23 protein-coding genes and 1 pseudogene are annotated in these 21,406 nt (G+C 36.0%); 11 read left to right on the top strand and 13 right to left on the bottom strand.

Going from position 1 to position 21,406, the window contains the following annotated elements:
• The first annotated feature begins 54 nt into the window (after window positions 1-54).
• The 3 genes from G551_RS0106360 to G551_RS16550 are packed head-to-tail and all read left to right on the top strand — an operon-like array spanning window position 55 to window position 2,529.
• Window positions 55-285 carry a FeoA family protein gene (locus G551_RS0106360; protein ID WP_027884768.1) on the top strand — a complete coding sequence of 77 codons (231 nt, stop codon included), beginning with the start codon at window positions 55-57 and terminating at the stop codon, window positions 283-285.
• Window positions 285-2,384: a ferrous iron transport protein B gene (feoB, locus tag G551_RS0106355; protein ID WP_027884767.1), complete on the top strand. Its 2,100-nt coding sequence runs from the start codon at window positions 285-287 to the stop codon at window positions 2,382-2,384. The genes G551_RS0106360 and feoB overlap by 1 nt, the downstream gene beginning before the upstream one ends.
• A 7-nt stretch (window positions 2,385-2,391) precedes the next feature.
• On the top strand, window positions 2,392-2,529 hold the full coding sequence (locus tag G551_RS16550) for a FeoB-associated Cys-rich membrane protein (RefSeq protein WP_156876765.1): 138 nt from the start codon (window positions 2,392-2,394) through the stop codon (window positions 2,527-2,529).
• Here the strand turns inward: G551_RS16550 and G551_RS16200 are convergent, their stop codons facing one another.
• From G551_RS16200 to G551_RS0106335, 3 genes are read right to left on the bottom strand one after another with little or no spacing between them, the layout of a single operon-like run.
• The gene (locus tag G551_RS16200) at window positions 2,530-2,985 is read right to left on the bottom strand and encodes a hypothetical protein (protein WP_051191307.1); all 456 of its coding nucleotides are present in this window, start codon (window positions 2,983-2,985) and stop codon (window positions 2,530-2,532) included.
• Window positions 2,986-3,003: 18 nt separating this feature from the next.
• The gene (locus tag G551_RS0106340; protein WP_027884766.1) at window positions 3,004-3,825 is read right to left on the bottom strand and encodes a ZIP family metal transporter; all 822 of its coding nucleotides are present in this window, start codon (window positions 3,823-3,825) and stop codon (window positions 3,004-3,006) included.
• Window position 3,826: 1 nt separating this feature from the next.
• Window positions 3,827-4,483 (bottom strand): metal-dependent transcriptional regulator, encoded by a 657-nt coding sequence (locus G551_RS0106335; protein ID WP_027884765.1) that lies wholly within the window; start codon window positions 4,481-4,483, stop codon window positions 3,827-3,829.
• Window positions 4,484-4,575: 92 nt separating this feature from the next.
• Between G551_RS0106335 and G551_RS0106330 the strand changes: the two genes are divergently transcribed.
• Together G551_RS0106330 and G551_RS0106325 are read left to right on the top strand one after the other, a co-directional pair.
• On the top strand, window positions 4,576-6,936 hold the full coding sequence (locus G551_RS0106330; protein WP_027884764.1) for a TonB-dependent receptor: 2,361 nt from the start codon (window positions 4,576-4,578) through the stop codon (window positions 6,934-6,936).
• Between the two features lie 3 nt (window positions 6,937-6,939).
• Window positions 6,940-7,410, top strand: a complete 471-nt coding sequence (locus G551_RS0106325; protein WP_027884763.1) for a thioredoxin family protein — start codon at window positions 6,940-6,942, stop codon at window positions 7,408-7,410.
• A gap of 74 nt (window positions 7,411-7,484) precedes the next feature.
• Here G551_RS0106325 and G551_RS0106320 read toward each other — a convergent pair whose 3' ends face one another.
• A complete protein-coding gene (locus tag G551_RS0106320; protein ID WP_027884762.1) occupies window positions 7,485-8,246 on the bottom strand; it encodes a TerB family tellurite resistance protein in 762 nt (253 codons plus the stop codon).
• Window positions 8,247-8,460: 214 nt separating this feature from the next.
• On the opposite strand from G551_RS0106320, the gene G551_RS0106315 reads away from it, so the two are divergent.
• The 6 genes from G551_RS0106315 (at window position 8,461) to G551_RS0106290 (ending at window position 12,630) form a co-directional block, all read left to right on the top strand.
• The gene (locus G551_RS0106315; RefSeq protein WP_027884761.1) at window positions 8,461-8,871 is read left to right on the top strand and encodes a BrxA/BrxB family bacilliredoxin; all 411 of its coding nucleotides are present in this window, start codon (window positions 8,461-8,463) and stop codon (window positions 8,869-8,871) included.
• Between the two features lie 185 nt (window positions 8,872-9,056).
• A complete protein-coding gene (locus tag G551_RS0106310; RefSeq protein ID WP_027884760.1) occupies window positions 9,057-9,794 on the top strand; it encodes a lysophospholipid acyltransferase family protein in 738 nt (245 codons plus the stop codon).
• A 10-nt stretch (window positions 9,795-9,804) separates the two neighbouring features.
• Window positions 9,805-10,797 (top strand): acyl-ACP desaturase, encoded by a 993-nt coding sequence (locus G551_RS0106305; protein ID WP_027884759.1) that lies wholly within the window; start codon window positions 9,805-9,807, stop codon window positions 10,795-10,797.
• A gap of 100 nt (window positions 10,798-10,897) precedes the next feature.
• Window positions 10,898-11,497 carry an outer membrane beta-barrel protein gene (locus G551_RS0106300; RefSeq protein ID WP_027884758.1) on the top strand — a complete coding sequence of 200 codons (600 nt, stop codon included), beginning with the start codon at window positions 10,898-10,900 and terminating at the stop codon, window positions 11,495-11,497.
• 17 nt (window positions 11,498-11,514) lie between these two features.
• The gene (locus G551_RS0106295) at window positions 11,515-12,168 is read left to right on the top strand and encodes an HD domain-containing protein (RefSeq protein WP_027884757.1); all 654 of its coding nucleotides are present in this window, start codon (window positions 11,515-11,517) and stop codon (window positions 12,166-12,168) included.
• A gap of 9 nt (window positions 12,169-12,177) precedes the next feature.
• Window positions 12,178-12,630, top strand: coding sequence for a putative periplasmic lipoprotein (locus tag G551_RS0106290; protein WP_027884756.1), 453 nt, complete (start codon window positions 12,178-12,180; stop codon window positions 12,628-12,630).
• On the opposite strand, the gene G551_RS0106285 is transcribed toward G551_RS0106290, so the two are convergent.
• The 9 genes and pseudogenes from G551_RS0106285 to hemH all read right to left on the bottom strand — a co-directional run bounded on the left by G551_RS0106285 (window position 12,627) and on the right by hemH (window position 21,346).
• The gene (locus tag G551_RS0106285) at window positions 12,627-13,700 is read right to left on the bottom strand and encodes a PA0069 family radical SAM protein (RefSeq protein WP_027884755.1); all 1,074 of its coding nucleotides are present in this window, start codon (window positions 13,698-13,700) and stop codon (window positions 12,627-12,629) included. The genes G551_RS0106290 and G551_RS0106285 overlap by 4 nt on opposite strands.
• Before the next feature lie 76 nt (window positions 13,701-13,776).
• Window positions 13,777-15,360 (bottom strand): hypothetical protein, encoded by a 1,584-nt coding sequence (locus G551_RS0106280; RefSeq protein WP_156876764.1) that lies wholly within the window; start codon window positions 15,358-15,360, stop codon window positions 13,777-13,779.
• A 115-nt stretch (window positions 15,361-15,475) separates the two neighbouring features.
• Window positions 15,476-16,258 (bottom strand): enoyl-CoA hydratase/isomerase family protein, encoded by a 783-nt coding sequence (locus tag G551_RS0106275; protein ID WP_027884753.1) that lies wholly within the window; start codon window positions 16,256-16,258, stop codon window positions 15,476-15,478.
• The gene (locus G551_RS0106270; protein WP_027884752.1) at window positions 16,255-17,718 is read right to left on the bottom strand and encodes a sensor histidine kinase; all 1,464 of its coding nucleotides are present in this window, start codon (window positions 17,716-17,718) and stop codon (window positions 16,255-16,257) included. Before G551_RS0106270 ends, G551_RS0106275 begins: the two co-directional genes overlap by 4 nt.
• Window positions 17,719-17,781: 63 nt before the next feature.
• Window positions 17,782-18,330 (bottom strand): CopD family protein, encoded by a 549-nt coding sequence (locus G551_RS0106265; protein WP_027884751.1) that lies wholly within the window; start codon window positions 18,328-18,330, stop codon window positions 17,782-17,784.
• A pseudogene (locus G551_RS16940) lies at window positions 18,331-18,516 on the bottom strand (type II toxin-antitoxin system RelE/ParE family toxin); the annotation flags it as partial. It lies immediately after the preceding gene.
• A 94-nt stretch (window positions 18,517-18,610) separates the two neighbouring features.
• Complete coding sequence (locus G551_RS0106260; RefSeq protein ID WP_027884750.1) at window positions 18,611-18,895, bottom strand: hypothetical protein; 285 nt, start codon at window positions 18,893-18,895, stop codon at window positions 18,611-18,613.
• 34 nt (window positions 18,896-18,929) lie between these two features.
• Window positions 18,930-20,309, bottom strand: a complete 1,380-nt coding sequence (locus tag G551_RS0106255; RefSeq protein WP_027884749.1) for an MATE family efflux transporter — start codon at window positions 20,307-20,309, stop codon at window positions 18,930-18,932.
• Window positions 20,309-21,346 (bottom strand): ferrochelatase, encoded by a 1,038-nt coding sequence (gene hemH, locus G551_RS0106250; protein WP_027884748.1) that lies wholly within the window; start codon window positions 21,344-21,346, stop codon window positions 20,309-20,311. The genes G551_RS0106255 and hemH overlap by 1 nt, the downstream gene beginning before the upstream one ends.
• Between the last annotated feature and the right edge of the window lie 60 nt (window positions 21,347-21,406).

The raw sequence follows: 21,406 nt of genomic DNA, 5'->3' as shown, positions 1-21,406 counted from the left end.
TAAGAATATTTTTTCTTTTACTTTTGCATTGTTTAAATTCAATCTAAATAAAACTTGAAACTTACCATCGCATCATTAAAAAAGGGGCAAAAAGGGATCATTAAACAATTTTCCCACGACGATATTCCTCTTAAGCTGCTAGAAATGGGATGCTTACCTGGTAATAAAGTAGAGTTGGTACAAACCGCTCCGTTTAGAGATCCTATGTATCTAAACATAAACGGAAGCCACTTAGCCATAAGAAAAGAAACGGCACTGTTGATAGAAATTGAAGTTGTAGAGTAATGCCAAAACAAATAAATGTTGCCCTTATCGGAAACCCCAATACCGGAAAAACTTCGGTATTTAATCACCTTACCGGTCTTAACCAACAAGTAGGGAATTATCCTGGGATCACCGTCGAGAAAAAAGAAGGTATTTGTAAACTCCCACGTGGACTTAAAGCACATATTTTAGACTTGCCGGGAACTTACAGCCTAAACGCATCTTCGCTCGATGAAAATATCGTGATTGAGTTATTGCTTAATAAAAACGATAAAGATTATCCAGATGTTGCTGTTGTAGTAAGTGATGTTGAAAATCTAAAACGAAATTTACTTCTATTTACCCAAATAAAAGACCTAGGCATTCCTACGATTTTGGTGATCAATATGGCAGATCGAATGGAGCGTAAAGGGATTTCGCTAGATGTCGAATTAATGGAAAAGCGATTACAAACGAAAATCGCTTTAGTTAGTGCTCGTAAAAAAACAGGGATCGAAGAGTTAAAAGAACTCATCATTAATCACCGACAAATTTCGACAGAACCTTGCGTAAATGCTTCTTCGATCGCACCCGATTATTTCGATAGACTTCGCAAAGCTTTCCCTAACCAATCGCTTTACAAACTTTGGTTAGTGATCACACAAGACGTAAATTTTGGAAATTTAAATAGAAACAGTTTAGAGAATACTCCAGATTTTCAAACTAAAAAGAAAAGCGACCTTAAACGGCTTCAGCAAAAAGAAACCATTGTTCGCTATCAATTTATCAATGGCGTTTTAAAAGAAACCTTTAAAAAAGATGTTGCTGCCGCTAAAGATTTACGCTCACGTTTAGACCGTATTCTTACGCACCAAGTTTGGGGTTATGTTATTTTCTTCGGAATTTTATTACTCATCTTTCAAGCCATTTACGACTGGTCGAGTTACCCGATGGATTTGATCGACTCTACCTTTGCCTTTTTAGGTGAATGGACAAAAGATGCATTACCTTCTGGTGTTTTTACCAATCTCATTTCTGAAGGAATTATTCCCGGTTTAGGTGGTATTGTTATTTTTATTCCGCAGATCGCATTTTTATTTCTCTTTATATCTTTATTAGAAGAAAGTGGATATATGAGCCGAGTTGTTTTCTTAATGGATCGTGTAATGCGACGTTTCGGCTTAAGTGGTAAAAGTGTCGTTCCATTAGTTTCAGGAACTGCTTGTGCGATTCCTGCTGTAATGGCCACCAGAAATATTGAAGATTGGAAAGAGCGTTTAATTACCATTCTCGTGGTTCCGTTTACAACTTGTTCAGCGCGACTTCCGGTTTACTTAATTATTATTGCGCTCGTCATCCCCAATGAACGTGTTTTAGGTATTTTCAATTTACAAGGACTTACACTGATGTTGCTGTATTTACTCGGTTTTGGGATGTCGGTATTTTCAGCCTGGGTACTCAACAAAATTTTAAAAATAAAAAGCAAGACGTATTTCGTGATCGAAATGCCCGATTATAAACTCCCGCTATTTAAAAACGTAGGAATTAATGTCGTTGAAAAAACCAAATCGTTCGTTTTTGGTGCCGGTAAAATAATTTTAGCGATTTCTATCATCCTTTGGGTGTTAGCTAGCTATGGTCCTACCGACGAATTTGATAGAGCTGAAGAAATTGTGAGCGAACAATATGGCGAAACTTTATCTTCGGAAGAGTTTGAAAATCACGTCGCTTCCGTAAAGCTGGAAAACAGCTACATCGGGATGATGGGCAAAGGTATCGAACCTATCGTTCGACCTTTAGGTTACGATTGGAAAATTGGGATCGCCATTGTGAGTTCTTTTGCGGCAAGAGAGGTTTTTGTAGGTACGTTGGCCACGATTTATAGCGTGGGTAGCGACGAAGAAAAAACGATTAAAGATCGAATGGCGGCAGAAACCAATCCAATTTTGGGCGGACCTTTATTCAACTTCGCCAGCGGAATTAGCTTATTGCTCTTTTATGCCTTTGCTATGCAATGTATGAGCACGCTTGCCATTGTTAAAAGAGAAACCAACTCTTGGAAATGGCCGGCTTTGCAATTGGTTGCGATGTCTGGCATAGCTTATGTAGCAGCATTAGCAGCTTTTCAACTTTTAAAATAAAGAGATGATGATACAGGAAATTTTAGTTTTAGTAACGTTTTTAATCGCTGTAGGATTTCTATTGAAAAAATTCTTTTGGAAATCTCCACAAAAAGCAACCGATACCGGAAGCGCCTGCGGAAAATCTGATTGTGGTTGCCACTAATTATTTTTCTGAAGCAGAAGAAGCTTCCGAAGGAATTTCAACGCGAAGGTAATAATCAATATTTCCTTCTTCTTTCATTTTTGTGGTTGGGTAAGGCATTAAACCATACACCCGAAAAGATTTTTCAGCTAAGTTAAATGAAGTTCCGTTTTGCTCAGGATTAGTAAGTACGATTTCTTTTGAATCGATCAAACTTCCATCTTTTTCTAAGCTCATTTTTACTTTTGCTTGTCCTTGCCAAATGCAAGTAGCATCTTTTGGGCATCGAGAATCTGCCAACATTTTAGTGAACGTTAAGCAATAGTTTTTCCATTTGTACGATTCTCCTTCCGGCAATTTAACTACGATTATAGGAGGTTCAACTTTTTGAATAGCTGTTGAATCGTTTTGCTGTTGCGCATTCATCAAATTTCCGAAAGCCACTACCGTTATTATAAATATCAGAATCTTTTTCATCTTTTAAAGATAAAAATTTTAACCTAATCCAACATCTAGAATCATCATTACCATAAAGCCACCTATAAAACCTAGTGTAGAAATATCGGTGTATTTATCTTGTTGCGACTCCGGCACTACTTCTTCTACCACGACAAAAATCATTGCACCCGCTGCAAAACATAAAGCATAGGGTAAAATTGGTTCAAATGTCATTACGGCATAAGCCCCGATCACCGCGGCTACAGGCTCTACAATAGCAGAAAGTTGTCCAAAATTAAAACTCTTCCAACGGCTTAAACCTTGTCCGCGTAAAGGCATCGCTACCGCAAAACCTTCCGGGAAATTCTGAATACCGATTCCGATTGCTAAAGCAACCGCTCCGCCAATACTTGCTCCTTCAAAACCGGCAGCAACGCCACCAAACAAAACACCGATCGCCAAACCTTCAGGAATATTATGCAAAGTAATTGCTAACGTTAACAATACCGATTTATGCCAAGGAGTTTTTACACCTTCTTTCTCACTCATCTTAAAGTTTACGTGTAAATGCGGTAAAATTTTATCAAGCGAAAAAATAAACAAAGCTCCTAAACCAAAACCAACTACCGCAGGAATGGTTTTCTCGAAACCTTCTCCGGGACTCATTTCGATACCCGGCGCAAGCAAGCTCCAAAAACTCGCTGCAACCATCACACCGCCCGTAAAACCGAGCATACCGTCAAATAATTTTCGGTTCATTTTCTTAAAAAAGAATACCAAAGAAGCACCTAAAGCGGTTAATCCCCAAGTAAACAATGTAGCATAAAGCGCGGCCAAAACCGGATCTATACTTTCAAAATAATTTACAATACTTTCCATATCAAGAAGTCTTTCTTACGTATATATTTTTTGAAGCTAAACTTGAAATGCTAATGGTATTTTCTTCTACTTGAATCACCATCGAATTATCAAAAGCTTCTTTTTCGATCACTTTTATTTTATTACCTAAAGAAATATCGAGTTTATCTAAATATTTCAAAAATGCTGAAGAAGAATCGTCTACCCCAACACAAACTCCTTCATCTTCCTGCTGAAGCTCTGCCAACACTTTCTTTTCGATCTTTGCTATATTTCCTTCTTCGTCTGGTATCGGATCTCCGTGTGGATCTGTTTTAGGGTAGCCTAAAAATTTATCAAGCTGATGAATTAATTTATCTGACTGAATATGTTCTAGTTGCTCTGCCACTTCGTGCACCTCATCCCAAGTAAAGTCTAAGTTCTCAACTAAAAAAGTTTCCCAAAGTCGGTGTTTACGAATAACTTTAACCGCATGACTTTTTCCTTTTGGAGTGAGCCGCGTTCCTTGATAAGGCTTGTACTTCAACAGATCTTTTTCAGAGAGACGTTTGACCATATCGGTAGCCGAAGAGGCTTTGGTTTCCATCATTTCTGCTATTGCATTCGTTGGCACGCCTTTATGCGTTTGTTCTTCTAAATTGAAGATCGCTTTTAAGTAATTTTCTTCAGAAAGTGTCATTCTAAATTTTTGCTTACACAAAAATACATTTTTTTATATAAAAACAAATTTTTAGTTTTGTCTAAAAATTAAGTTTTATAAAACTAATTAAAATGAAACTTATTCATATTCTAATATTTACAATTTCAATGCTGAGTTATTCGCAGCAAAAAACTACAATTAAAGGAAGTATAACCTCCGTAGGAAAACCTATTCCGTTTGCGAATATTAGTATTGAAAATAGCACGTTAGGAACTTCAGCAGATTTAGAGGGCAATTTTGTTTTAGAAATAGAACCGGGAACATATACTTTAAAAATACAAGCGGTTGGTTTTAAGACAGAACAAAAAACGATTTTAACAGAAAACTATAAAAATCAACCTCTCAATATCGAATTGCAGGAAGATATGCTTGGCCTCGATGATGTTGTGATCAGCGCAACTCGAAACCGTGTGAATGTTAAGAAAACTCCGGTCGTGGTGAATGTCTTAAGTCCAAAACTTTTTTACGCCACTCAATCGATTGCCGTGGCAGAAAGTTTAAATTATCAACCCGGCGTTCGTGTTGAAACCAATTGCCAAAATTGCGGTTTTACGCAAGTTCGTCTAAATGGTTTAGACGGGAGTTACACCCAAGTTCTTATTAACAGTCGAGCGGTTTTTAGCGCTTTAAATAGTGTGTATGGTTTAGAGCAAATACCGACTTCCATTTTAGATCGAATTGAAGTTGTTCGCAGTGGCGGTTCTGCTCTTTACGGCTCTAATGCCATTGCAGGAACGGTAAATATTATTACTAAAGATCCTATTTTAAATTCTTGGGAAATTGCTACAAATTTCGGAATTATTGATGGCCAATCGACAGATCGTGTTTTTAATGCCAATGCCACGGTAGTGAGTGAAGATTTAAATTCGGGCATTACCGTTTACGGAATGAAACGCGATCGAGACAGCTATGACGCCAACAACGATGGATTTTCTGAACTCACTGAACTCACCAACACTAGCCTGGGCACCAAATCATTTTTTAAACCCAATGAAAATAGCAAAATCACCTTAGATCTTACTGCGATTGAAGAATACCGACGTGGCGGCGACCGATTAGATCTTGCTCCACATTTAACCGATATTACCGAAGAATTAGATCACAATACGTTGATGGGCGGACTTACCTATGAATTTTCTAATGCTGAAAAAACAAATAATTATTCAATTTACATCTCCGGGCAACACACCCATCGGAAAAGTTTTTACGGCGGTTTAGGTGGCGGAAGAACAGCTCAAGACTCCATCACCGCTGCTAACGCTTACGGAAATACCGACGATCTTGCGATTTTAGTTGGCGGTCAATTTACCCGATATTTCAACAACAATGACGTTCTTACGGTCGGCGCAGAATATAATTTGAATCGCACCGAAGATAATATCGCCGGCTACAATAGATTTATCGATCAAAAAGTAAACTCGATCGGGACTTTTGCGCAATATGAATGGAACCCTTCTGAAGTTTTTTCTGCATTAGTTGGCACAAGATTAGATCACGTAAATGTTGAAGGAAATTATAACATACAACAAGTCAACAGGACTTCAAATATCGATCAGACCGTGTTGAGTCCGCGGTTTACTTTGCTTTATAATTTTGCTGAAAATTGGCGATTACGCGGTGGTTATGCCAGAGGATTTCGAGCACCGCAAGCCTTTAATGAAGATTTACATATTTCATCGGTTGGTGGCGAACCTCAATTCGTGATTCTTTCTGAAGATTTAGAAACCGAATATTCAAATGCGTTTACCGCTTCTTTAAACTACTCGAAAAACTTCAAAAAATTACAAACCAATTTTTTGCTAGAAGGTTTTTACACCGATCTTGAAAATCCGTTTATCACCGTAAGTACAGGAGCAACTTTACCCAATGGTTCAATTTTAGAAGAAGTTAGAAACGGTAGTGGAGCTTATGTTGCCGGGACTAATTTTGAAATGGGTATTTCGCCATCTTCTAAATTTACTTTTCAAATGGGCGGAACGATTCAGCAATCTAAATACCGAGAAGGTCAGGTGCTTTTTCAAGCTGATGGCAACAATCCTGCTGAAACCAATATTGTGATCGAAGACTTTGTTCGAAATCCAACTATTTATGGTTACCTCAACACTAACCTACGCGTTTTTAAAGAATCGAGTATCGATGTTACCGGAACATACACTGGGAAAATGACCGTTCCGTTGGTGGTGAGTGATAGCGGTTTTCTTCAGCTAAATGAAAGTGATCCTTTTTTTGATCTTAATATAAAGCTTAATCATCATCTCGATTTAAGTGAAAACCTACAAATGAACATTTTTACGGGTTTTAAAAATATATTGAATAGTTACCAAGACGATTTTGATACCGGCGCAACCCGAGATTCAGATTATGTTTATGGTCCATCGCTACCGAGAACATTTTTCTTCGGAATTAAATTTGGCAACCTGCATAATTTATAAATGATGAAACTCCTAATTTATATTTTCTTATTACTTAGCTGCGGAAATGCTTTTGCGCAAACTAAAATTGACTGGCTCAATTTTGAACAGTTAGAATTGAAATTAAAAGAAGAGCCCAAACCGGTTTTAATATATTTCTATGCAGATTGGTGTGCGTATTGCAAAAAAATGGATCGTCACGCGTTTAAAGATCAAAAAGTTATTGAATTATTAGCAAAAGATTTTTATGCGGTAAAAATGAATGCTGAAACAAAAGACACGATCATTTTTGACGGAACAACATTTATTAATGATGAAATTGAAACGCATCGCAACCCGACACATCAGCTCGCTAAAGTATTAGCAAGTAGAAAAAATGAAGCTTTTAGTTTGCCGGCACTAATTTTATTGAATAAAGATTTTAAAGTGATCGACAGGAAATTTAGCTACCTTACTTCTAATAAAATGTTGGAATTTCTAAAATATTCGCGTTAGGGATTGTAGTGAAAATCCTTTAGCGACGCTAGGAGCTAAAGATTGTAACGAAAAGCCCGCCCGAAGGGAACGCCCTAAGAAAAAGCACGTTCTTTTTGTATTTGCTCGTAAGCTTCTTGCACTTTATTAAACTTTTCTCGCGCTCCTTGTTGGTGCACTTTATCCATATGTTGCAACTTATCGGGATGGTATTTTTTCACCATCGTTCGATAGGCTTTTTTTACTTCAGCATTTGATACGTTTTTATCGATCTCTAAAATCGTATAGGCGTAAGAAGTATCGCCCGATGGTCGTCCTGCCATCGTAAACATGGCTTTTATACTTTCAAAATCACGCTGACTTAAGCGTAAATGTCCGGCAATTTTAGCAAGTTGTTGCAACTCACCGCTAGAGACATTTCCGTCTGCCTGCGCAATACCGAATAAAAAGTGTAAAATTTGAAGGCGAACTTCGTAAGTGGTTCGCATATGTAGGTAAGCGCAAATTCTTCCGGCGTCGATCTGCCTTTTCTTTACCACATCGTTATAGGTTCTAAACGTGGCGTTAGCACGATCTTTACCGTAAGCTTTTACAAAATAACTACGCACATAATCTAACTCGGTCTGGCTTACTTTACCGTCGGCTTTTACGACAATGGTAGAAAGTGAAAGCAAATTGAGCTCAAAATCTCCCATCGTGACTTCTTGCTCTTGCCCAAACATTTTAGACACATTTCGATGTGCACTCCCGCCTTTTTTTATAAACAGTTCTAATAAAGTACCTAACAAAAAACCTATAACCGCACCGGGAAAACGCATATAAACTAATCCCAATACCGCTAGTACCCATTTAATCATAAACTTAAATTGAACTACAAATATAAAAAGCTTAGCCTAGCTATGTAAACTTTCGGGAGATTTATGATTTAATTGTAATGCTGAAGTTAGTTTTTCGACTTTATAAAAGGTATTTATAAGCCTATAGCTAAACTTACTGATGCTGAGTTCTTAAAGCCATAACTTATTTAATATCTTTGTTCACTTAAAATTAATACAGAAAAAATTTAAAAATATGTATCCAGCAGATTTAGTAAAACCAATGCGTGAAGAATTGACGGCAGTAGGTTTTGAAGAATTACAAAATGTTGAAGCCGTAGATCAAGCGATCGCTAAAGAAGGTACAACCTTAGTGGTTGTTAATTCTGTTTGTGGTTGTGCAGCGGCAAACGCTCGTCCGGGAGCTAGAATGTCTTTAGACAACGCTAAAAAACCAGACCATTTAGTCACTGTTTTTGCAGGTGTAGATAAAGAAGCTACCGATAAAGCGAGAGCGCATATGGTACCATTCCCACCAAGTTCTCCATCGATGGCATTATTTAAAGATGGTGAGTTAGTACATATGTTAGAGCGTCACCACATTGAAGGTAGACCGGCTGATATGATTGCTGAAAATCTTCGTGATGCTTATAACGAATTCTGCTAAAATTTAGCTGAAAAGTATTTCTTAAAGCCGCTTTCTTAATGAAGCGGCTTTTTTTATAATTCAGTTTTTCAAGTAAGTAAAGCTTTCGTTCTAGTTGAATTTATTATGCACGCATATTTGTTTTGAAGCAAATATTAAGAATAGTGCCATTTATAAGCTACTTTTGTCGTCTCAATTGGTTTTGAATGAAGAAGATTATTTCGTACCCCATTTCTGTAATTTATTACTTTTTCTTCGGATTAACGCTTGTTGTATTTCATCCTATTCAATGGGTTTGCTACAACGTATTCGGTTATCAAGCACATAAAAAAAGTGTTGATTACCTTAACTTATGCTTACTGCGTTGTTTAAATATTTTAGGCACCAGAATTACGTTTGAAAATAAGCACGATTTACCGGAAGGTGTTCCGCATATTATTGTGGCCAATCACCAAAGTCCGTACGATATCCCGCCAATTATTTGGTATCTAAGAAAGTTACATCCTAAATTTATAAGTAAACAAGAATTAGGAAGGGGCATCCCGAGTATTTCTTACAATTTAAGAAAAGGAGGTTCCATTTTAATCGATCGTAAAAACCCGCGACAATCTTTACCGGCGATTAAAAATTTTGCAGAATATTTAAATGAAACTAATCGATCGGCGGTGATATTTCCGGAAGGCACACGAAGTAAAACAGGAATGCCGAGAAAATTTTCACCTAACGGATTAAAAATGTTATTCCGTTATTGCCCAAAAGCAGTAATTGTACCGATTACCATAAATAACTCTTGGAAAATCGTTAAGTTTGGCTCTTTTCCGTTAAATTTAGGAGTACACGTAAAACTAACCGTACAAGATCCTATTTTGGTACATCAATTTGATACCGATACCTTAATAGAAAAAGTAGAACAAGAAATTATAAAAGATATTATCAATCAATAAACTATAAATTATGCCTGAAAAAAATGTGAGATTGGAAGTAATGCAGCAACTAGAACCAAAGGTTGATGGCTTTATTGATGAATTTTTAATTCCTGTTGAAAAAATTTGGCAACCAACCGATTTTTTGCCAAACTCTCAACAAGAAACTTTTTACGATGAAGTCACTGAAATTAGAGAATTAGCCAAAGAATTACCTTATGATTTTTGGGTAGTTTTAGTAGGAGATACCATTACCGAAGAAGCATTACCAACCTACGAATCTTGGTTGATGGATGTAGAAGGTATTAACCAACACGATGGCGGAACGGCCTGGTCACGTTGGGTACGTTACTGGACTGGTGAAGAAAACCGACATGGTGATGTGCTTAATAAATACCTTTACCTTTCTGGTCGTGTAAATATGATCGAGGTAGAACGTACGACTCAGCATTTAATTAACGATGGTTTTGATATTGGTACTGATCGTGATCCTTATAAAAACTTTGTGTATACCAGTTTTCAAGAATTAGCGACTTACATTTCTCATAACCGCGTCGCTAAATTGGCAAGACAACACGGTAATAAATCTTTAGCGAAAATGTGTAAGATCATTTCTGGTGATGAGATGAGACATTACAACGCTTATAGCACTTTCGTAAAAGAAATCTTTACGATTGACCCAAGCCAAATGATGATCGCTTTTAAAGATATGATGAAGCATAAAATCGTAATGCCAGCGATGTTCTTAAGAGAATCTGGAGATAGTATTGGCGATGCTTTTGATGAGTTTTCGAATGCCGCACAACGTATTGGCGTTTACACCGGTCAAGATTACATCGATATTATGAAAAAACTTATCGTTCGTTGGGATATTGAAAAAATTACCGGACTTACCGATGAGGCTGAAAAAGCTCGTGATTTTGTCATGAGCTTACCGGCAAGAATGGAACGTATTAACCAGCGAATTAAAATTTCTGAAAAGATCACGCACTTTAAATGGGTAAACCCGGCGATGGTGAAGTAATGTTTTTTTTCTTAATAAAATCTTAAAAAACCTGTTTTAAAACTTTTAAAACAGGTTTTTTTTATTCATTTTTACCTAACTACTAATTATATAACTTTTTATGAAAAAACTACTACTCATCCTTACGTTTACCATATTTATCTATTACCAATCTTATGCTCAATTCTACGGTTATTTTTGCTATGACTGCTATACTTCTATTGAGGTTGGTGGCATTTCATCTAACATTTCAGGATTAGAAAATAATTCAGCAAAAACAGGTTTTTATATTGGCTTTTTTGTTTACAACGAAATTAGTGACAGTTTCTCTTTGCGTTACGGGACCACTTACAATAATATTGGGGCAAAAATCGATGGTTATAAGGAACCGCTCGTGATACATTCGATCAACTTTCCTTTAGGTTTACATTATATTAAAGATTATAAATATCAAGCTTTTGTGGGTGGCGAGTTAGGAACAAATTATTTCGGAAAATATCCTTTATCAAATAATAGTGATCCTTTTTACGATACTTTTGAATTTAGCGAAAACTTTACTTCTTTTGATGCCAGCATTTACTTTGGTGTTGGTTATATTATTGCTGAAGTGATCGATATCAATTTAAAATATAATTTAGGCGTCACGAATATTAGTAAAAACTTAGAAGAAGATTTAAAGAAAAACTGGCTAACGCTAAGTGTTGGTTACTCGTTTAGATAAAATATTATTGAACTTTGATAAAAGAATCTCCACTTATTCTCGTAACAAAAAATTTTGTTCAACAAGAATTAGCAAATGCTGAAGGCGGCCACGATTGGTTTCATATTGAGCGAGTTTATAAAAATGCTTTAGTTATTGCTGAAGGTGAAGACGTAAATCTTGAGATTGTAGCCCTTGGAGCTCTTCTTCACGATATTGCCGATGCTAAATTTCATCAAGGAGACGAAACTGTTGGTCCAAAGAAAGCTCAGCAATTTCTTCAACAGCAAAATGTTGAACCTACAACTATCGAGCACGTGATCAATATCATTGAAAATATCTCTTTTAAAGGTGGTAATTTTCAACAACAATTTCATTCAAAAGAATTAGCTATCGTGCAAGATGCCGACCGTTTAGATGCTTTAGGCGCTATTGGTATTGCCAGAACTTTCAATTACGGAGGCTTTAAAAATCGTAAACTTTACGACCCTGCTATTTCTCCAAAATTAAATATGACCAAAGAAGAATATAAAAAAGGAGAGAACCCGACGATTAATCATTTTTACGAAAAGCTTCTACTCTTAAAAGACCGAATGAACACTCAAAAAGGAAAGCAAATTGCCCAAGAACGCCATCTATTTATGGAAAAATTTCTTGAACAGTTTTATGCTGAATGGGATGCTAATTTATAAATTTACATTATGAAAAAACTATCTATACTTTTTATCGCAGTTGCGCTTCTTTCTTCTTGCAAGAATGAGGATAAAGAAGAACCGGTTTCAGCTAAAGAAAATAAAACCATTGAGGTTGAAGAAAAGAAAAAAACTGTTCTAGAACAATTTTGCTATCTAGCTGTAGTCGGAGAAAAAGAGCATATAAGAGACACATCTGAATTAAGCCTACAATTTACAAGAGACGGAATTAAAGGTGAATATAACTGGATTCCTGCAGAAAAAGATGCCCGTAAAGGAACTTTTAAAGGAGAAAAAGTAGCAAAAAATACCATTAAAGCTAAATATATCTACATGCAAGAAGGGCAAGAACAATCTAAAGTTATGATTATTAGAATGACTGAAAATGCTGCCAAAGTAAGCTTAGACCCGGGTTCTGATTTTGAAACCACTACCAAACTAAAAAAAGTAACTTGCAATTAGAATAACTCATACTGCGGATTTTTAAGCTGCAAATAATGAGAAGTATCCATTTCGGATACTTTTTTATTTTTTAGATACTTTGCTTTTGCTATTTTAAATTGTTGTGCAATTTGTTTAGAGAATTCACCTTCGCCTTTCATTCGCGTTCCAAAGCGGCTGTCGTTTAAATTTCCGCCGTGACAAGCTTCTATTTGATGCAAAACTCTTTCAGCCTTATCGGGTAATGTTTTTTTAATCCAATCGCTAAAAATTTCAGCAATCGCACCGTTTAAACGAACCACTGTATAACCAACAGAAGACGCTCCTGCTTCAGTAACCGCTTTTACGATCGGTAAAATTTCGTGACTGTTGATAAACGGAATGATCGGCGCAACCATCACATTAACAGGAATATCGTTTTCTGCTAGTGTTTCTACCGTTTTTAAACGTTGCTTGATACTTGCAGTACGTGGTTCTAGAATGCGTCGGGTTTCTTCAGCTAAAGAAGTAATCGAAATACTAACTCGAATGCAATTGAGTTTTGCTAATTCTTTTAATAGATCTAAATCCCGAAGTATTAAGCTATTTTTGGTAATTATGCCGGTTGGGTGTTTAAAATTAAGCATGACTTCTAAACATTTTCTAGTGAGTTCAAACTTCTTTTCCGCTGGTTGGTAACAATCGGTATTACCTGAAAAAACAATAGTATTAGGTTCCCAATTTTTCTGTTGAAGTTTTTGAGTAAGTAATTGTGGAGCGTTTTTCTTTACCAAAATTTGTTTTTCAAAATCTAATCCGGCGCTGTAACCCCAATATTCGTGTGAATTTCTGGCATAACAATAAATGCAACCATGTTCACAACCTTGATAAGGGTTGACCGAATACTCCATCCCCACATCGGGACTTTTAACTTTATTCACGATCGTTTTCGGATATACTTCTTGAAAACGAGTTTTTAAATTGTCGGGCTCTTCGCCCTCTTGGTGACAATGCTCTAAAAATTCGGGATCGGTTGTATGCTTTAAGGATTCAAACTTATTATGCACATTTTGTTGTGCTCCACGACCTTTAATGTAATCTTTTAACGACATAAAAAAACTTTGGCTCTTTACAGAACCAAAGTTAATATAATTATTTGGAATTATTCCTAAAAAAAGGATTTAATCCTTACAGAGTAAGTTTTACTACTCGCTTTTTCTTTCCTTTATTTCCTTCTAAAATTACGGCATCATAATTATCGCTAATTACCCCTTCAGCAACTTTATAGGTTACTTTAGATTCATCATTATTAATAACTTGGTCGTAGTTAAATTCTCCACCCGGTAAAATTTCAACAACGTAAAGACTTAATTTTTTCACACGTTTATCGTTAAAACGAATACGGTCGTCACGCATTTTTTTCACCTTATCTGAACCGTTGAGTAAAATTAGCATTCTACCATCTTTCACGGTAGAAAGATAAGAGAAATAATCGATCGCATTACCTCCTGTAGTTTGTCTTTTATTAATATTTCTAGCCCATTCCATCTTGCCTAATGTATTAATTTTACAAGCAAAAATATCGTTGTAATGGTAAACGGTGTTTTGAGTACCGTTATAACCATAGGTGGTGGTTATATAATATTCTTCAGCAGTAAAATAAACTCCGCCATCTGTACCAATATGTAAGCCTCTATATCTTAAATTAGAAAGTTCTTTTCCTTTTTTCTCTTTACGAGAACCTCTTTTTTCTCCGTACTTATCAACCATAAATTGTTTGGTAAATGGGTTGAAAGAAGATGCACCAACACTAAAATCTTCTTTATTGACATTATAATAAACGGTTCCTTTATAGCGGAAATCATTTTTTTCTGAATAAAAACCAACACAAACTAAATTTTCATCATCATTAATTAGCTCCATTGAGCCTACAAAGTTTTCTGCAGTATCGAAAGAAAGTTCTTTGGTTCCGTTGGCGTTGAGTTGGTATAATTTATAAACGTAATTAGACTTTCCTTTCTTCTTCATTTTTCTGCTTTCATATAATTTTCCTAAGAAATAAGCATCGCCGTTGCTATCGTCTATCGTAATGGAATTGTAATGAAATAAATTATCTTTTACTCCTTCTTGTTTAAACTCATTTTCAAAAACTAAGTTCAAGTCATTATCAAAAACTTTTACCAAGTGCGTTTCTTCTTTATCGTCTTTAATATCGAAGTTAAATGCAATATGATTTCTATTTTGTGAAAGATAAACTTCTCCTGTAGGATCGTGATCTACCTGACCTAAATTACCAATCGGAATAAAACCTACTGCAAAGAAAAATGGTTTTTTAACGTCTTTTCTGGATACAGAAAAAATGTTTTGCCCTTCCCCACTAAAATCAAGTTTGTCTAGAGAAGAAGTAAGTAAATTGTAATCGTTGTTATTGGTATCACGGTTACGCTTATATTCTATTAAATTTAACTTCCCATCTTTAACAAATAAGCTTTTGATACTGCTATCGTCAATTTCGTATTCGTATTCGCTTACTAAGTTTAACGCTGCATCATAATGTTCGATATAATAGCCTTTAGGCATTTTCATAAGTCCGGCGCGATAGAGCCTAGCTGAAATAAAGCCCCCTTTACCATCGTCTGCAGTAAACATTAACTCGGTATCTTTTCGTTTATCTTTTTCAATTTTACTTTTTGTAACTTGAATTGGGCTCACTTGTGCCTGAACAGCCACGCAAAAGCATAGCATTACTGCTAAGAGTAGTTTTAATTTCATAAAAAGAGTTTTTTGTTTGCAGCAATATACATTTTTTGTTAAAAATTTAATAACTTTTCATAAAAAAAGTCGAAACTTAATAAGTTTCGACTTTTAGAAATGAATTTATTCTGAATTATTCTCCTGGAAAATCTGCTTTGCGTTTTTCTAAAAAGGCTGAAGTTCCTTCTTTAAAATCTTCGGTCCCAAAACTTTTTCCGAAGCCTTCTATTTCTTGTTCAAAACCGTTTACGCCATCTTCATAATTGGCGTTGATCGCTTCAATCGCCTGAGCGATCGCTACCATCGAGTTTCTCATGATCTTTCCGGCAAGCTTTTCAGCTAAATCGATAAGATCTTCTAATGACGTTACGTGATTTACTAAATTATATTGTAGAGCTTGATTAGCATCGATCATTCCTGCCGTCATAATCATTTCCATCGCGCGACCTTTACCTACTAATTGAGGCAAACGTTGCGTACCGCCGTAACCGGGAATTACTCCTAAAGAGGTTTCTGGCAAGCCTAATTTTGCATTCTCACTGGCAATTCTAAAATGGGCTGCCATCGCTAATTCTAAACCGCCACCTAATGCAAAACCATTAACGGCTGCAATTACCGGCTTTTTAAAATTGGCAATAAAATCGAACACTTCTTGATGACCGCGAGCCGCTAGGTCTTTACCTTCTGCTACAGAATAATTTGCAAATTCTGAAATATCTGCACCGGCAACAAAAGCTTTTTCTCCGCTTCCTGTAATAATGATCACTTTAGTCTCTTCATCGCTTTCTAACCCTACAAAAGCATTGTGAATTTCAGCTAAAGTTTCACGATTTAAAGCGTTTAACTTTTTAGGGCGATTAATGGTTAGCGTTGTAATGTAATTTTCGGTTTCAACTAAAATATTTTGATAACTCATGGTTTGATTATTTTTGGAAATTTAACAATAAAAGTCGTGCCTTCTCCTTCTTCTGAAGTAAAATTTATACTTCCTTGGTAGGCTTCAATAATAGTTTTTATGATTCCGAGTCCAAGTCCCATTCCGCTAGATTTGGTGGTAAACTTGGGTTCGAAAATTTTAGGTTTATTTTCTTCTGAAATTCCGTGGCCATTATCTTTCACCAAGATAATCACATCTTTTTCGTCGGTTTTTACTTTAACTTCAATCTTCGGATTTTCTTTTTCTTCGGAAGCCTGAATGGCATTTTTTACCAAATTAGTGACTACCCGAATTAGCTGAGTACGGTCAAATTTGGCTAAGATCTCTTCGGCTTCAGTTTCAAAATAAATATAAGGTTCATTGAAAATATCTAATCCCAGTTTTACGATTTTAGGAACGTTGAGTTCTTCGTTTTGCTGCGCAGGCATTTTAGCAAAGTTTGAAAAAGCGGATGCGATCGAACTCATCGTATCGATTTGCTGAATTAACGTCGAACTATATTCACGAAGTTTTTCTTTACTATCGGGATCTTCAGGATCAAATCGACGCTCAAAACTTTGCACGCTGAGTCGCATTGGCGTTAACGGATTCTTGATTTCGTGCGCAACTTGTTTAGCCATTTCTCGCCAGGCTTGTTCTCGTTCACTTCGCGCTAATTTTACGGCACTTTCTTCTAACTCATCGATCATCGAGTTATAAGCTTTTACCAGCGATCGAATTTCTTCTGAAGCGTCTTTGAGTTTAATTTTTTTATTCTTGCGGTCTAAGCGAGTCGCATGAATTTTTTCACTGACCGCCTTTAAAGATGAAGTGATATATTTAGATAAGAAATACGACAATAATATTGCCGCAACGATCATCACAATATAAACTTGTGCTAGTATCGACAAAAAACTTTTTAACTGCGTATCGACAAAACCATCGTCTTCAATTTTTGGTAAATTTAAAATTGCTAATGGTTTAAAATATTGGTCGGTAATATAGCTGTAAGACGATTGATAATCTTCGCCTTCGCCTCCAAAATGATATTGTACAAATCGGTTACTCTGAGAACTTTTTAGACCTTTTAAAGCTTCCGCAGGCATTTTTGTACTTAAACTGTCTCTAAAAAATGTAGCTTTTGAAGATTTTAAAAGCTTCCCGTCTAGATCGTAAATATTAATTTCGGTTCCGTGAATATTTTGTAACTCGTAGATCTTTTCTTTAAAGATTAACGGAATATATTTCGTATTTACCGGATAAGTCGTGTATTTAATTTCGTAGTTAATGCTAGCTCGTATTGAAGCTTCTTTACGCTTGAGTTTATCTTTTTGATAAGCTTTAGCTTCGTCCTTATACTGAATTATGGTAACGCCGGCAATGAGAATTGATGCTCCCAAAACCAGAAAAATCATACTGAAAAAAATACGGGTTCGTAAAGAGCGTTTAAAAAACTTCATAGCCAATTTTTAATCTAATTCTACCTCATCAATTTTCTAAAGCTCTTCAAAATCAACGCCAAATTATTCTTCTTTCTTGCGCGTACGATAACGTTTATAAATTTTGAAACCTAACATTAGCATAATCGCCAAAACAAAAATGCCAACAACCCCAAAAATCCAATTGATAGAATTTTTTAAAATTACTAAAAATACTACGGAAAAGAGAATAAGCGTAGAACCTTCATTCCATAATCGCATTTGGCTAGACGTCCATTTTACCATGTCGTTTTGCAACTGCTTAAAAATATGATGCGTTTTAAAATGGTAGGCAAACAGCAACACTACAAACGTAAGTTTTACGTGCATCCAACCTTGTTGCAACCAAACCGGCTGTGCAATTAATAGTAAAACGGCAAAAATAGTCGCTAAAACTGCGGAAGGCCACGTAATAATAAACCATAATCGCTTTGCCATGAGTTTTAATTGTTCACCTAAAATTTCTTTATCGGGCGATGGTTTTTGCGAAGCTTCGATCTGGTAAACAAATAAACGCGGAATGTAAAACAAACCGGCGAACCAGGTTATTACAAAAATTAAGTGAAGCGATTTAAGGTAGTTATAATATTCCATTTAGGATTTCTTTGAAGGATTTTGATGGGTGTTAAAAATAGAAAAAATCAATATAAAGTTTTCATCTATAACTTTATAAATAACTATGAAGGGAAATTTTGTAAACTTTGCCTGTCTAAATTTTCGATTGTTTAATTGAAACTGAAAAGGGTTTTGTGCAATTCGGTTTAAGATTTCCTGTAAATCATTTAAAAATTTAACTTAAAGTTTTTCTTCTTTAAATTTATACCATAAAGCTGCATTAGAAATTTCAAATTCGGCCCTCGACAGTAAGTTCAAACTAAAAGTCATATTTTTCTTTTAATCCTTGTTTGACCTCATCCCAAGATTTTGCTTCTAATTTTCCTTTTTGATAAAGTTCAAAATCTTTTTCCAGCTCATCATAAAAATTTTGAGGAACTACTTCTTCGTTCTTTTTTGCTGCATATTGACTTGTTTCTTCACGAACTGAAAAATGTTTTTTATTCAATATAGCTTTTATCCTATTTAGCTTTTCTACATCATTACAATCAATTAGTGCTAGTAAAAGTTCAATTTTGAAAGCATTTAATTTTTCTTCATTCATAACCACCCGTTTTTACAAATATAAAGATTAAGCTTTAAAGTTTTTGTGAGCTTGCTACTTCTTCCATTTCCTTCGGCTTTAAATGAATTCTAATTTCTCGATTTAGAAAGAAACCTGTAACGATCGTAGAGATCACATCGGCCAACGGAAAAGAGATCCAAACTCCTAATTCTCCAAAATACTTCGGAAGAATTAATATTAACGGAATAAAGAAAAAACCTTGTCTGGTTAACGTAAGTAAAAGTGCCGGTACCGCTTTACCAATTGCCTGAAAATACGCTGAACCGATTAACTGTAAAGCAATGATCGGAATGGCCGCAAAAACCCAACGCATGGCATTTGGTGTTTCTTCTAAAATGTGTTGATCTTTTGTGAATACCGAAACAATTTCCTTCGGAAAAATCATAATTAACGAAAACACCACTAAAGCTAAAATACTTGCATACAAAATTGCCTTATTAATGCTTTCTCGAACACGATGTGGTTGTTCTGCGCCATAATTATAACCTGCGATCGGCAAAAAGCCTTGCGTCACCCCCAATACCGGGAACAATGCAAATATGAGCATTCTGCCAATAATCGCGTAAACGGCTACCGAAGATTCGCCACCTAGTTTAAAAAGAATATTATTCATTAATAAATAGGTAACGCTAACGACCGCCTGTCTGGCTAAGGTTACAAAGCCTAACGCGCCAATTTCTTTTAAAATCGTTAGATTTAAACCGAAGTGATGCGGAACTATTTTTAACTCAGAATTTTTCGATAAGAAAAACCAAAATATATAGAGAAAACAAACCAAATAAGATCCTGTAGTTGCCCAAGCGGCGCCCGCCATTCCTAAGTCAAAAATATTGATCAAGACATAATCGGCAATTAAATTTCCTACGGAAGGGATAATCATCGCGATCATCGCAAAATTGGGTTTGCCTTCTGCTCGCACGACATTATTCCCTAGCATATTTAATGCGAGAACAGGAACTCCATACAAGACAATACGATAATAGATTTTGGCGGGTTCAAAAATTTCACCTTTACCTCCAAACGCAGGAATTAAATCGTTCGCAAAAAACAATCCTCCGGCCACAAAAACAGTGGTTAATAAAATGGTAAGCGTAATTTGGTTCCCAAAGGTTTTGAGTGCCTTTTCTTTGTCATTGGCACCCAAAGCTCTAGAGATCATCGAAGAACCTCCGATCCCAATAGCCATCCCTAAAGCGGCGATAAAAAATGAGATCGGTAAAACCACATTAATCGCTGCGATAGCAGTAGAGCCGATCCAGTTTCCTACAAAAATAGTATCGACAACAATGTTCAACGACATTACCAGAATACCAATTGAAGCCGGTGCCGATTGTTTTACTAATAACTTACTTATCGATTCTTTGCCTAAAGCGGCCGAGTCTACTTTTGGCATTAAGCGTTTTGCGTTTCTGGTTGCATTGCCCACTCGTCAATCCAACGACTTAGGGTTTTCACCCAATCTTCACGATCGTTTAAACACGGAATAAGTGTAAATTCTTCTCCGCCATTTTCTTCAAAAATCTCTTTTCCTTCCATTCCTAATTCTTCTAGAGTTTCTAAACAATCTGAAACAAAAGCAGGAGAAACAATGGCCATTTTTTTCATTCCGTTTAAACCGAAATTCTCAATCGTTCTGTCGGTGTATGGTTTTAACCACGGGTCGAAACCTAATCGAGACTGAAACGAAGTGCTAAACGTTCCTTCTTTAAGCTGAAGGGTTTTTGCTACTTGCTTGGTCGTTTCTAAACATTGATGACGGTAACAAAATTGATGCGCCGGTGATGGCGTGTTGCAACAAGAACCATCGATCTTACAGTGCGAATTGGTGACATCGCTCTTTTTAATATGTCGCTCAGGAACGCCGTGATAACTAAATAATAAATGTTCGTAATCTACGCCTTCCAACTTTTCTGCAATACTTCTGGAAAGTACATTAATATAATCGGGATGATTGTAAAACGGCGGAACGGTGGTAAATTTTATCTGCGGAAAAAACTCTTTTTGCAATTCTTCTGCTAACACCAAAATGGTTTCTGTGGTAGCCATCGCAAATTGCGGATACAACGGCATTAACAAAACTTCATCTACACCTTTATCGACCAATTCTTGCAAACCTTGTTTAATAGAAGGCTCGCCATAACGCATGGCCAAAGCAATGGGCACGCCGGTATAACTATCTACTTTCTCTTGCAAACGTTCTGAAAGTACAATTAACGGTGAACCTTCGTCCCACCAAATACGCTGGTAAGCTTCAGCAGATTTTTTAGGTCTTGTGTTCAAGACAATTCCTTTTACAATAAAAGCTCTTAATAAATAAGGCACGTCGATTACGCGCTCATCCATTAAAAACTGATCGAGGTATTTTTTTACGTCTTTAGGATCGGTACTTTTAGGTGAACCTAAATTAACCAGTAAAACTCCTTTACTCATATTTTTTCTTTTTCCTGATTACAAAAATACAACTATAAATTTCTCTTGAATTAAAGCTTC

It is taken from the genome of Mesonia mobilis DSM 19841 (assembly GCF_000423405.1).
GTDB classification, from domain to species: domain Bacteria; phylum Bacteroidota; class Bacteroidia; order Flavobacteriales; family Flavobacteriaceae; genus Mesonia; species Mesonia mobilis.
Note: the sequence above shows the minus strand (reverse complement) of the source record. Positions and strands in the feature narration are given on the sequence as shown.